This is a genomic window from Methylocystis bryophila (assembly GCF_027925445.1).
Taxonomy (GTDB): Bacteria; Pseudomonadota; Alphaproteobacteria; order Rhizobiales; family Beijerinckiaceae; genus Methylocystis; species Methylocystis bryophila.
In genome coordinates, this window is the sequence record NZ_AP027149.1 from 1,820,581 (window position 1) to 1,833,473 (window position 12,893).

General features: G+C 65.6%; 9 protein-coding genes and 2 tRNA genes. 4 read left to right on the top strand and 7 right to left on the bottom strand.

Annotation, left to right across the window (positions count from 1 at the left end; genetic code table 11):
* Positions 1 to 33: 33 nt before the first annotated feature.
* On the top strand, positions 34 to 900 hold the full coding sequence (locus tag QMG80_RS08600) for an outer membrane protein (RefSeq protein ID WP_425351473.1): 867 nt from the start codon (positions 34 to 36) through the stop codon (positions 898 to 900).
* A 344-nt stretch (positions 901 to 1,244) separates the two neighbouring features.
* On the opposite strand, the gene QMG80_RS08605 is transcribed toward QMG80_RS08600, so the two are convergent.
* Positions 1,245 to 1,322: transfer RNA gene (locus QMG80_RS08605), tRNA-Pro, on the bottom strand.
* A gap of 284 nt (positions 1,323 to 1,606) precedes the next feature.
* Between QMG80_RS08605 and QMG80_RS08610 the strand changes: the two genes are divergently transcribed.
* Complete coding sequence (locus QMG80_RS08610) at positions 1,607 to 2,887, top strand: glycerate kinase type-2 family protein (protein WP_085772447.1); 1,281 nt, start codon at positions 1,607 to 1,609, stop codon at positions 2,885 to 2,887.
* 207 nt (positions 2,888 to 3,094) lie between these two features.
* Positions 3,095 to 3,919: a hypothetical protein gene (locus QMG80_RS08615; protein WP_085772448.1), complete on the top strand. Its 825-nt coding sequence runs from the start codon at positions 3,095 to 3,097 to the stop codon at positions 3,917 to 3,919.
* Between the two features lie 16 nt (positions 3,920 to 3,935).
* Here the strand turns inward: QMG80_RS08615 and QMG80_RS08620 are convergent, their stop codons facing one another.
* Positions 3,936 to 4,880: an L-threonylcarbamoyladenylate synthase gene (locus QMG80_RS08620; protein WP_085772449.1), complete on the bottom strand. Its 945-nt coding sequence runs from the start codon at positions 4,878 to 4,880 to the stop codon at positions 3,936 to 3,938.
* 317 nt (positions 4,881 to 5,197) lie between these two features.
* On the opposite strand from QMG80_RS08620, the gene QMG80_RS08625 reads away from it, so the two are divergent.
* Positions 5,198 to 5,274: transfer RNA gene (locus tag QMG80_RS08625), tRNA-Ile, on the top strand.
* A gap of 370 nt (positions 5,275 to 5,644) precedes the next feature.
* Here the strand turns inward: QMG80_RS08625 and QMG80_RS08630 are convergent.
* The 5 genes from QMG80_RS08630 to nirD form a co-directional block, all read right to left on the bottom strand.
* Positions 5,645 to 6,241 (bottom strand): hypothetical protein, encoded by a 597-nt coding sequence (locus tag QMG80_RS08630; protein WP_085772450.1) that lies wholly within the window; start codon positions 6,239 to 6,241, stop codon positions 5,645 to 5,647.
* 468 nt (positions 6,242 to 6,709) lie between these two features.
* Positions 6,710 to 8,284, bottom strand: coding sequence for a bifunctional protein-serine/threonine kinase/phosphatase (locus tag QMG80_RS08635; RefSeq protein ID WP_245299949.1), 1,575 nt, complete (start codon positions 8,282 to 8,284; stop codon positions 6,710 to 6,712).
* 262 nt (positions 8,285 to 8,546) lie between these two features.
* Complete coding sequence (locus tag QMG80_RS08640; RefSeq protein ID WP_085772452.1) at positions 8,547 to 9,806, bottom strand: MFS transporter; 1,260 nt, start codon at positions 9,804 to 9,806, stop codon at positions 8,547 to 8,549.
* A 43-nt stretch (positions 9,807 to 9,849) separates the two neighbouring features.
* Positions 9,850 to 12,555 carry a nitrate reductase gene (locus tag QMG80_RS08645; protein ID WP_085772453.1) on the bottom strand — a complete coding sequence of 902 codons (2,706 nt, stop codon included), beginning with the start codon at positions 12,553 to 12,555 and terminating at the stop codon, positions 9,850 to 9,852.
* Positions 12,552 to 12,890: a nitrite reductase small subunit NirD gene (gene nirD, locus QMG80_RS08650; protein ID WP_085772454.1), complete on the bottom strand. Its 339-nt coding sequence runs from the start codon at positions 12,888 to 12,890 to the stop codon at positions 12,552 to 12,554. Before nirD ends, QMG80_RS08645 begins: the two co-directional genes overlap by 4 nt.
* Between the last annotated feature and the right edge of the window lie 3 nt (positions 12,891 to 12,893).

Consider the following 12,893-nt stretch of genomic DNA (forward strand, 5'->3'; position numbering starts at 1 on the left):
CTTACTCTGGCCGCCACCGCGGCTCTGTTGGTCATGAACGGCTCTGCGCTTGCTGCCGATCTACCGTCGCGCAAGGCTGCGCCGCTGCTGCCGCCGCCCCCGCCGCCCGCTCAGTGGAGCGGCTTCTATGGCGGTCTGAACGCCGGCTACGTCTTTGACGCCAGCTCCCAAGTGACGCAGACGGCAGGTCTCCTGCAGCCGATATCCGGCGATCTTTCGCTCGCCTCGGGCCTACCCGCCTCGTTCAGCGCCGACAATAGCGGCTTCATCGGTGGCGGTCAGATCGGCTACAATTATCAATTCCTCGGGAATTATGTTGTGGGTCTCGAGGCGGATATCCAGGGCCGCGCATCGTCCAGCGGTAGGGCGACCGCGGTCATGGGAACAAACGTAAACACAATCCCGGGCGATTTCCCTTTCCCGGCCGTGCGCGCCACGTCAGTGGAGAAGGACACGAGCTGGCTCGGCACGGTCCGCGGCCGCGTCGGTTGGGTCGCGATGCCGCAACTGCTGCTTTACGCAACCGGGGGTCTTGCCTATGGCGACGTGAAGCTGTCGAACAACACGTTCCTGGCGCAACCCTTGTTCTTCGGCCTTGTGCAAACTGACTTCGGCGGGACAAGCGCTTCCGACACGCGCATCGGCTGGACCGTCGGCGGAGGCGCCGAGTGGATGTTCGCGCCGAACTGGAGCGCGAAAGTCGAATATCTTTACTACGACCTGGGCTCGGTGAACCTAAATTATGTGACGCTCTCGAACTTCGTGCTCGCCGGTCCCTTCGCTTATGGACCGTCTCTCGGCGTCGGGGCGTCGGCTCGCTTCAGCGGCCACATTGCGCGCGTCGGCTTGAACTATCACTTCAACTGGGCCTCGCCGGCGCCCGTCCTCGCCAAATATTGATCGCGCCGAGAGCGGCGTGTCAGGGAAGGATTCACGATCGTGTTGGGAATCCTCCCCTATCCGCGAGGGATCCTTGACCGGGCTGAAGCTCGGTGGAGAGGCCGTCACGGCGCTTTCGTGGCGTTCATGAGTCGGTCACGGAGGCGATCTTAGGCGGAAGGCGCGGGCCCTGCGAGCTCCGCGCCTTTTCTTTTGCGCGCGCCGGGAGAAGCGAACATCCGGAGAACATTGGCCCGTGAACGGCCGCGGAACGGACTCGCGAAAGAGCAGTCGAAAAATCGAAATTGTTCTCGTTTCGCCCCATCCGTCCATCGACGAAAATATTTTGAAATCAGTCTCTTAAATGGTCGGAGTGGCGGGATTCGAACCCACGACCCCTTGTCCCCCAGACAAGTGCGCTAACCGGGCTGCGCTACACTCCGACTCGGGCGTCTTATAGGGGGCTCGGGCCGCGCTGGCAACGCCGCGCTTGTTCAGCCATGACGGCATTACGATTTATCGGCGTTACCATTGAGATGTGAGCATGCCGTGGCCCCTTAAGGGGATGGATTTACGCCGACGCCACATCCGTCCGGCCGCCTTGCCTGCGGCGGCGCGTCGTTTGACAAAGCTTCACAAAAAAGAACAGGTGGCGGAGCCTCTCTTCCCCGCGGGGCGGGCGATTGAGGCTCATCTCAACGATTGACTTCGAGACGCAGAAAGCCCGATGTCCGACGATCACCGCAAGCTTCTTCGCGAAATGTTCGACGCCGCGGTCGCCGCGGCGCACCCTTCCGTCTGCCTGCCGCCGCATATCGCCAGGATCGCGCCGCCCAAAGGCCGCACGGTCGTCGTCGGCGCCGGCAAGGCCGCAGCGGCCATGGCGGCCGCCGTGGAGCAGCATTATCCCGCCACGCTCGAAGGCCTGGTCGTGACGCGCTACGGCCATGGCGCGCCGACCGCGCAGATCGAGGTCATCGAGGCCTCGCATCCCGTGCCCGACGCCGCCGGCCGCGAGGCCGCCGCGCGAATCCTGAAAACCGTGCAGGGCCTGACCGAGGACGATCTCGTGCTGGCGCTGATCTCGGGCGGCGGCTCGGCGCTAATGGCGCTGCCCGCCGAGGGCGTCACGCTCGAGGAGAAGCAGGCCGTCAATAAGGCGCTGCTGAAAAGCGGCGCGACGATCTCCGAGATGAACTGCGTGCGCAAGCACCTCTCCGCGATCAAGGGCGGGCGTCTGGCTCGGGCCGCAGCGCCGGCGCGCGTGGTCGCCTTGATGATCTCGGACGTGCCGAACGACGATCTTTCGGTCATCGCCTCCGGACCGACCGTGCCGGACGCCACGACGCGCCAGGACGCGCTGGCGGTGATCGCAAAATATAAGATCGAGGCGCCGGCCGCCGTGCTCGCGCATTTGGGCGGCGACGCCTGCGAGACGCCCAAGCCCGGCGATCCCGTTTTCGCGCGCGTCGAGAATATTCTCACGGCGACGCCGCAGGGCTCGCTCGCCGCGGCCGCCGAGGTCGCGAAAAAGGCGAGCTTCACGCCCTGCATTCTCGGCGATCTCGAAGGCGAATCGCGCGACGTGGCGTTGGTGCATGCTGGCGTTGCGCGCCAGATCGCCCTTCACGGCCAGCCTTTCGCGCCGCCCTGCGCGATCATCTCGGGCGGGGAGACGACGGTTACGGTGCGCGGGCACGGCAAGGGCGGGCGCGACGCGGAGTTCCTGCTCGCCTTGACGCTGGCGCTGCAGGGCTTCGGCGGGATCAGCGCCGTGGCCTGCGACACGGACGGCATCGACGGCAGCGAGGACAACGCCGGCGCGATCATGACCGCGGACAGTTTCGCGCGCGCGGAGCGGGCAGGGGTCGATCTCAAGGCGCTTTTCGCCAACAATGACGCCTATACGGCATTCGAGAAGCTCGGCGATCTGATCATCACCGGCCCGACGCGCACCAACGTCAATGATTTCCGCGTCATCCTGGTTCCGAACTGGGCCGGGCGCTAGATCACGCTGCATTCAGGCGGACTCGCCTGAATGCAGAAGACGTGATCGATTCTAAAAGTTTAGAGCGCGACTCGCGCGAAAAACCGGTTTCCACTTTTTCGCATCGCGCTCTAGACCTTCGGCGCGTCGCGCCTCTTTCGTGATAGTGTAGGCCCTCCCGGCGCTTGGCCGGGAGCGGTCCGTCACGAAAGAGGCCGGCGTTTTGCGATGTGGAGATTTCTCGGCCTTTGCGCGCTGATTCTGGCGCTGGACGCGACGTCGACGCCGACGCAAGCGGGCGCGCCTCCGCTTCCGGGCCCGCCCGCGCGTCCCTTCCTCGCCCGGATGAACGGCCCCTGTCCAAAAAAATGCCAATGGATCGCGGTGCAGGGCGCGATCGACAAGACGACGCTCTCGGTTTTTGACGAGCTCGTCGCGACGCTCGGCGACGCGAAGCCCCCCGTGTTCTTCAACTCAGTCGGCGGCGATGTCGCCTCCGCCGTGCTGCTCGGCGAGCGCCTTCGTAAGCTCGGCCTCGACACGGCCATCGCCGCGACCCGCCTCAATTCGAAAGATTTCGGCATTCTCGGCAGCTCACCCGCAACGGCGCCGCGCGCCGACGTGGTTGTCTCGGGGCGCGGCTTCTGCGCCTCGGCCTGCGCGCTCGCCTTTGCCGGCGGCCTGCGTCGCTATGCGCCGCTCGAGACCTCGCTCGGCCTGCACCAAATGCTTCAGCCCGAGCAGGATGTGCAGCAAAAGGTGGCTGTGTTCGAGCAGGGGGAGGTGAGCCTCAACGGGCAGGTCGTCGGCAAGACATCCCGCCTGGTGGGAACAAAGACCGTGACGCGGCATCTGCCGAAAGGAGCGCCGCCCGACGCCGTCTATAGCGCTGTCGAGGCCTATTTCACGAAGATGGGCGTCGACGGCCCCAAAGCCGTTGCGCTGATGCGCAAGATGCGGCCCGAGAAGATGGACTGGCTCACGCCCGAGCAGATCCTGGAGACGCGTCTCGCGACAGCGCGCAAGCGCGCCGACGCGCTGCTCGACTTCTGAAAGCAGGGCGACCCGCTCAGCTCGCCGCGCGGCGCAGGCGGTCGCGGATCGCTTCGCCGAGACCCTGTCCCGGGATCGGCGCGACGGCGGCGCGGGCGATCCCGCGGGCGTCGAGCGCGCGCAGATGCGCATAGAGATTGGCCGCCGCCTCCTTGAGGTCGCCCGAGGGCGAAAGATCGAGCGCGACGGGCTCGCCCCTGGCGGCGAGCGCGCCGCCAAAATCGAGCCCCGCCTCGCCCCGCTCCAAGGTGAGGGCGTCCAAGCGCAGCCGGGCGCGCGGCGCGTAATGCGACGCCGTCATGCCGGGCGCGAGAACGCTCTCCCCCGCCTGCGCGAGCTTCTGGCCGAGCGCCTCCTCGATCGCCTCGCGCGGCGTCGCGCCCGGCCGCAGCAAGGTCGCCCGCTCGCCCAAAAAGGCGACGATCGTCGACTCGAGGCCGGCGGCGGCGCGGCCGCCGTCGAGAATGAGATCGATCTGCCCGGCAAGATCGCTCATCACATGCTCGGCCGTGACCGGGCTGACATGGCCCGAGCGATTGGCGGAGGGCGCGACGATCGCGCCGCCGAAAGCCTCGATCAGCGCCAGCGCCGTCGGGTGGGCGGGCACGCGCAGCGCGACGCTCGGGAGCCCCGCGCGGGCGAGCTCGCAAACGCTTCCCGTCTCCAAGGCCGGGGCCACCAGCGTGAGCGGACCGGGCCAGAAGCGCTCGGCCAGCCGTTGCGCGGGTGCGGGCAGCGTCGCCTCGCGCATCGCGGCGTCGAGCGTCGCGATATGGGCGATCAGCGGATTGAAGCGCGGGCGGCCCTTGGCGGCATAGAGCGCGGCGACAGCGTGAGGCGAGGCGGCGTCGGCGCCGAGGCCGTAAACCGTCTCCGTCGGAAAGGCGACGAGCCCGCCGGAGCGCAAAATCTCCGCGGCGCGTTCGATCGCGGCGCTCGAGGCGGGAAGGAGAGCTGTCATGATTGCGGCTCCAGGAGCAACGCGGGCGGGGAGTTCAAGAATGGCCTTCCCTGATTGCTGTGCGGCCCCCTCCCTCACCCTCCCCCGCTTCGCGGGAGAGGGGGCGTTCGGCGTTGCGCGACGTCTCGATGAAGCTCGCAGTCTACTCCCTCTCCCGCGAAGCGGGGGAGGGCTGGGGAGGGGGTCGCAAGCATAGAGTGACGAAGGGGACCGGGAGACCCCAACTACAGGTCCAGACGGCGACAACGCAACTGAGGCGCCCGTTGCAGAGCGGCGCGGTCGCAGTGTAGGACACTTCCCTCCTGGCGGGGATAGCCGGGCCGGTAGCTCAATTGGTTAGAGCCGACCGCTCATAACGGTCTGGTTGGGGGTTCGAGTCCCTCCCGGCCTACCAATAAAATCAGTGAGTTATTACCTATATTGGTCCTCGGGAAGCCTGCTCCCGCAGTTTCCCCCGCAATCACCTGTGAGCTCGGTCTTCGCGACCTGCGACTGCGGCCGGTGTGGATGCGTCGGCGCTTGCCGGCTCGACTGAGGTTCCGGCGCTTGCCCGCCGATTGCGCTGCTCGAGCTGTGGCGCCCGGCCCAACGATGTGCGACCGGACTGGCGTGAGCATCGGGCCTCAGGGTTGTCGCGCTGACTTCGGCCGGTTCGAAGGGCATGCGCCATCTCTGACCGTTCGCGAATGGCCTGGACCGCCATCAGCGCCCGCAAGATGGAGCCGCCGCCCGAAAGGGGCGGCTGGTAGCTCGGATGATCGTTTTCAGGTGCGGCGCGCGCCGGCAAATAAGCCGGCCAGAGCCAAAGCTGCGAGGCCCGCGAGACCAACGCCGGGGACCGGAGCCGGAGCGGAAGCAGGAACCATAGAAGTTACCAACATGTGATCGCCGGCGGCGTCCGTGAGCGTGAAGGAAGCGGAGCCTCGGGGCCCGCCGGGGAGGGGTGACCAAAGATTGAAATCGCCCCAGTCGCCCCAGGCACAAGCCCCCGTGGACGGACCGTATGCGCAGCCGGCACCCACAGGCTGTCCAATCAGATTTTGACCGAGGTTCAGCGGGGTGGAGGACCAAAAGATTATCGACGCAAAATCGGAGGTGGTGAACGTTCCGCCGCCACCCTGGGGATCCGTGATCGTGACCGTGATGTTTGAGACGCCAGTATTGGGAATGAAGATGGGCGGGGCGAGCGCCGCAATTAGCGGGAACACCGAGTTGTCGAAGGTGATCGACCCGGTCGCGGTCGCCTGATTTCCAAAAGAAGCGCCGCTCCAGGTGATGTCGAGCGTCTCCATCGCTGCGAGGGACGGCGAACTGGCGCCGAGCAGCATGCCAACGGCCAGGAGATATTTTGCGGATTTCATGACAAGCGCCTTTCTTTGAAGCAATAGTGCGAGCAGACGTCGCAACTGCCCTTAATCGCCCTTGGCCCGAAGTCGACGCCAATAGGCCAGCAAAATCTTCCCTGGTAAATATGCGTAGGCGGCTCTTGGCAAGATTTCCTTGAGGAGTTGTGAACGTACCACACTGCCTAAACCTGAGACGAGGCTCGGGCCCCATGCATGCGAGCGGCAGACACGGGTCATTTCTGAGCTTTCTTCCGTCCCGCCGCGCGCCATCGGGATGGCGCGGGTCTTTCGTCAGGTTCACTTGCATGACCGCGCTCGATGGGCACGGATTGGCCACTGCATGACGCGAACAAAAGATAAATTTCCTGGCCGCAATTTCGGGCAAACAGCCTGATTTTAGGATAACGCCAATCTCGCGGTCGACAGTTCTCCGGCCAGCATGGGTTGTCGGGCCAGCTTGCATTGCCCAGGGCGATGCTGCGCCTATCTCGCAAGCAGCGAGAAAAAAAGCAGGGCCAAGAGGATCAGGCTGACGATCCGCCAAAAGGCGACGGGGTTGCGCTCGTAGAGCGGCTTGCGCGTCGGCGCGCGGGCGATTCCACGATGGACGCCGTTTTCGAGCTCGAATGCGAACTCCAGCACGTCGCCGTAACGCTCGCGCGGCTCGACGGCTACGGCTCTCAACACGGCGGCGTCGAGCCAGGCGGGTAGATCCGGTCTCCGGCTGCCGATAGGCCGCGGCTTGCCGAAGCGCGGCCGGCTGAAGGGCTCGATCTCGCCATAGGGGTAGTCGCCCGTAAAGGCGCGATAGATTGTGACGCCGAGCGCATAGAGATCCGACGCTTCGTCGCCCGGCGCGCCGAGGAAGAGCTCCGGCGCCATGTAGCTCGGCGTGCCGGGAACGTCCTCGGCGCAGAAATCCTCGAGCCGCGGCGCGCGGCAGACGCCAAGATCGATGAGGCGCAGGCCTCCGTCCTTCAACAGCATCACATTATCGGGCTTGACGTCGCGGTGGATGATCCCGGCGCGGTGCAATGTCGCGACAGCGCGCGCCAGACGCGTTGCGATATTGACGCCTTCCTCCAAAGCGAGTTTTGGCGCGCGCCGAAGTCGCGCCTCCAGCGTCTCGCCGTCGTAAAACGGCATGGCGGAATAGAGGCGCGTTCGCCGGCTTTCCTCTGCTTCGACGATTTCTCCGATGAAGGGGCTGCGCACGCGCGCCGCGACCCAAGCTTCATTGACGAAGGATCGCCGATAGCTCGCGTCGGTCGCGACGCGGGGATGCGGAAACTTCAAGACGAGCAGGCTTCCGTCGCGAAGGTCGGTCGCACGCAGAAGGCGACTGTAACGCCCGTCGGAAACCGCCTGCTCGAGGCGATAGTCGTCGACGATCTCACCGGGCCGCGGCAGCGACTCGATCGGCAAATCGGCGACGACGCGGGCAAGCGCCATTTCGTCGGCAGGCGGCAGATCGATCAAATCGGCGACGAGCGCTGTGGCATTGTCGTCGCCGCCCGCCTCCAGCGCCGCACTGACCAGCCTTTCGGCCGCTTCCTGCGGCGAGGCGGCCTCGGAAAGCAGCGCGCGAATCGACGCGTTGCGCAGGGGCCCATGCACGCCGTCGCTGCAAAGCAGGAACCGGTCATGCAGACGCATCGCATGTGAAGCGTTGTCCACGCGCAACGTCTCCTCGAAGCCGACCGCGCGCAACAACGCGTGGGACAACTCGCCGCGTCCGAGCACGTGGTCGCTCGTCAGCAGCTCGAGATCGAAATCTCGCAGTCGATAGGCGCGGGAGTCGCCAACATGAATGAGAAACGCCGTGCGCCGCGAAAAGATCAGCGCCGAGAAGGTCGTGGCCATTCCCGCGAGACCAGAATCGACGCGCGCCTGCGCGGCGATCCATGCGTTGATCGATTCCAGCGCGCGGGAGGCGGCGCGCGCGACGCCGAGAGTTTCGGGCTGCGCATAATAGGCGTCGATGAAACCGCGCACGCAAGTCTCGGCCGCCTCGCGTCCGCCCTTGTGGCCGCCGACGCCATCGGCGACCGCGGCCACAATTCCTTGCAGCGCGCCGGGACCGATCGGCCCCGAGGCGGTGGCGACATAGTCCTGATTCTCTGGCCGTCTACCCGCTTCGGTGCAGAAGCCGATCTCGACGCGCAGGCCGTGGTCGTAACGGGCGAGCAGCGGAAGTCCTCCGGCGGGATCAGAGCGAATTCCGCAAAAGTTGACAGACTTTTGCGGAATTCGCTCTGGCTTTTTACATTCTGGCGCGAATTCTTATCGCTCGAACGATTACGTTCGAGCGGAAAGCGCGCTAGATACGCGCGCCAGAAACGGCGCCCCAGGTCGTGCGCCAGCGCGACTTCACCAGCAGTAAGCCGAGGAGGCCAAGCAGCGCAAGCACGCCGAAGAAGCTGAAGCCCATGAGAAAGCCGCCGGTCGCGCCCTTCGAGAAGGCGAGCGTTTTGGCCAGAAAATAGCCGCCGAAGCCTCCCGCGGCGCCGACGAGCCCGGTCATCGCGCCGATCTCGTTGCGAAAACGCTGCGGCAGGAGCTGGAACACCGAGCCATTGCCCATGCCGAGACACAGCACGCCGAGAGAGAAGAGTCCGACCGCGGCCCAGGCGATCGGCGGCAGCTGCGTCAGAGTCCAGCCGGCTCCCTCCGCGGGCGCCGGCCCCTCGGGCATGAAGGCTACGGCGAAGTAACAGAGCGACACCAGGCTGAAGAGAATGGATAGCGCTTTGATTCCGCCGATGCGATCGGCGATGTGGCCGCCGACCGGACGAAAGCCCGAGCCCAGCGCGACGATGAGGGCGACGACGAGGCCCGCAGCGACGCCGCTCGCATGATATTGAACGGTGAAATAGAGCGGCAGCGCCGAGGCGAGACCGACGAAGCCGCCGAAGGTGATGAAGTAGAAGAACATGAACCAGCGGCTGTCGGGGTCGAGGAAGATACGGCCGTAATCGGCAAGGCTGCTCTTGGCGCGCGCGACGGGGGCGTCCTTCGCGGCGAAGACATAAAAGACCAACACCATGGCCATCAGGATCATCAAGATGGCGAAGACGGCCTGCCACCCCCAATTTTCCGCGATCGACGGGGCCAACAGCGTGTCGAGCACCACGCCCATGTTGCCCGCGCCGGCGATGCCCATCACCACGCCCTGATAGTGCGGCGGATACCAGCGGCTCGCCTGCGGCAGCGCGACCGCGAAGGACGCGCCGGCGACGCCCAGCGAAAGGCCAAAGAGCGCGATCGGCAACGGATCCGAGAGCCCGAACAGATAGACCAGGGTCACGGAGAACAGAACCACGACTTGCGCCATGACGCCTGTGATCTTGGCGCCGATCGCATCGGCGATCAGTCCGAGCGGCAGGCGAAAAAAGGCGCCGCCGAGCACGGGGATGGCGACCAGATTGAGCTTCTGCTCAACGGAAAGGTGCATGTCCTTGGCGATGTAGATCATCAGCGGGCCGAGCGACACCCAGGCCATGAAGCTCACATCGAAATAGAGAAAGGCCGATAGCAGCGTCGGCCAATGACCGGCCTTCTTGAAGTCTTCGAATTTCATTGATGACGGCTCCTTGGGTTGGTGCGGCGTGGGGTAAAGCGCCTCATTCGGCGTGCTCCAGGACAGGCGTCCTCTCCGGGGCGGCGCCCTGATCGGTCCTGTCCTTGAGAATTCGTCGGATCTCGGAACGGCAAGAGCCGCATCCCGTGCCGGCCTTGGTGAGACGGCCGACGGCCTCGGGGTCGGCGGCGCCGTGAAGCGCGATCGAGGCTTCAATCGCTTTCGCGCCGACGCCATGACAGACGCAGATCGTCTGGCCCGGATCCGCGAGACCCTCTCTTGGACGCCCGGCGAGCAAGGCGCGCGCGTCGCCGGCCTCCGCTTTCTCGAATTCCGCGCAGAGGAAGGCGCGCGAGGCGGCCACCGGCTCTCGCGCGACGAACAGGAGACCGGAAGGACGGCCGTCCTGGATGAAAACCCAACGCCGGGCTCCGCTGCGCGGATCATGAGTCTGGGCGAGCTCGACTTCGGCTTCGCCGCAGCCGATCAGCGCTCGCGCAAAAACGTCCCAGTCCCGTGGCGGCGTCTTGCCGGCGAGCTCGATGCGCCAGCCGAAGCGCGTGCGCGCCAACGCCCAATATCCCGCGCTGATCTCCTTTGGCTTCTTGCGCGTCAGCGCGAAGCCGAACCAGACGGCCGGCCAGGCCTCGATGCGCACGGCGCTCGCCTTCAACTCCGGTTGGCCGGATAGGGGATCGACATTTGCAGCAACCAGAGCGTCGACCCGCGCGGCCGCGGCGTGTTGATCGGTCCAATGGATCGGCGCGAAGACGGAGCCCCTTTGTTGACGATCCGTGATCAGCGTTCGCAGGATCACGGCGCCATGCGCGTTGGAGACGCGGGCGAGCCCCGCGGGTTGAAGCTTCAAGCTTGCCGCGTCCTCCGGATGGATTTCGACGAAAGGTTCGGCGACATGCTGCGAAAGCCTCGGCGCGACGCCGGTGCGCGTCATCGTGTGCCACTGATCGCGCAGGCGTCCGGTGTTCAGGACGAAAGGCGCTGCGGCGCTGGTGCGGCTTTGGGGCGGGCGATAGGGCGTCGCGACGAGCCGGGCGCGCCCGTCTGGCGTGAAGAAACCCCCGTTCGCGAAGAATCGCTTCGGCCGAGCGAAGGCGGTTTCGCCCCGGCGCCAGGGCCATTGAAACGGCCGTAAACTCTCATAAGCGGCGGCACTGATCTCAGCGCAGGCGGAGATGTCGAAACTGCGTTCTCCGTGGTTGAGATGACCGGAGAGGGCCGCATATTCTCTGAAGATGTCGGCCGAGACCGCATAGTCGAAACCCTTCGCCCCCATGGCGCGCGCCACGCTGCAGAGAATTTGCCAGTCCGGCATGGCGTCGCCCGCCGCAGGACCTAGCGCGCGCTGGCGCGAGATCCGACGCTCGGAATTGGTGACGACGCCGTCTTTCTCTCCCCAAGGCTGCGCTGGCAGCTGCACGTGAGCGAAAGGCGCCGTGTCGGTCTCGGCCATGACGTCGGAGACCACGACGAAATCGCATGCGGCGAGCGCGCGCTTGATCTTGTCGGCCTCTGGCAGGCTCGCCACTGGATTGGTGCCGATGATCCACAAGGCCTTGATCCGGCCGTCGCCGACGGCCTCGAAGAGATCGACAGCCTTGAGGCCGGGCTTGGCGGCGACGCGCTCATAACCCCAGAAGCCGCGGACAATCTCGCGATGCCGTGCATTCTCCAGCTCCATGTGGCAGGCGAGTTGATTGGCGAGGCCGCCGACCTCGCGCCCGCCCATCGCGTTGGGCTGCCCGGTGACGGAGAAAGGCCCGGCGCCCGGGAGACCGATGCGGCCCGTGAACAAATGGCAGTTGAGAATGGCGTTGACCTTATCGGTTCCGGCCGAGGATTGGTTGACGCCTTGGGAGTAAATCGTGACCGTGCGCTCTGTCGCGGCGAACGCCTCGTAAAATTCTGCGAGCGCTGTCTCGTCCAAGCCTGTCGCGGCGGCGACCTTCGTCAGCGACCAATCTTGTGCGGCGAGCAGGGCGTTGTCCGCGCCCTTCGTATGCCTGTCGACATAGGCGGCGTGGCGCCGACCTGTGCGCTCGAGAAAGCGCAACAAGCCCAGAAACAGCGCCACGTCGGAGCCGGGCTTGAGCGAGAGCTGCAGATCGGCGATCTCGCTCGTCGCCGTGCGGCGCGGATCGATGTTGACGACGCGCATGTCGGCGCGCCGCGCCTTCGCCTGCTCCAGGCGCTGAAACAGCACGGGATGACACCAGGCGAGATTGGAGCCGACGAGCACGACGAGGTCGGCTTCCTCGATGTCCTCATAGACGTTGGGAACAATGTCGGCGCCGAAGGCGCGCTTGTGTCCGGCGACGGAGGAAGCCATGCACAGGCGCGAATTGGTGTCGATATTGGCTGAGGCGAGGAAGCCCTTCATGAATTTGTTGGCGACGTAATAATCCTCGGTCAGCATCTGACCGGAAACGTAAAAGGCGACGGAATCCGGTCCGTGTTGCTCGATCGTTTCGCGAAAACGCCTCGCGACGAGATCGACCGCTTCGCGCCAGGAGGCGCGCGCGCCCTTGATGATGGGGTGCAGCAGACGGCCTTCGAGCGTCAGCGTTTCCGCAAGCGCCGAACCTTTGACGCACAGCCGCCCGTAGTTCGCGGGATGCAGCGGATCGCCCGCAATCTCGACCGCGCCGGAAGGCGAGATGCGCGCCTCGACGCCGCAACCCGTCCCGCAATAAGGGCAGGTCGTCTGCACGACCCGCGAGGAGACGTTCATGGCGTCACCGCCTGATGCATTTCGAGATAGACGCGACCCTTCTCGACCTTCACCGCAAAGCGGCGCGCGCAGCCAGTGTCGGGGCCGGTCGCCGCGCCGCTCTCGAGGTCGATGATCCAATTGTGCAAGGGGCAGGCGACTTTGCGGCCGTGCACGATGCCCTCGCTCAGAGGGCCGCCTCTGTGCGGGCAGCGGTTCTCCAAAGCGAAGACCTCGTCGCTGGCCGTGCGAAACACGGCGATGTCGCGACGCGGCGTCTTCACAATCCGGGCGCCGCGGGGTGGTATTCGCTCGATCGGGCCGATGTCGAACCAGTGCGGGGAGATCGCGTTCATTTC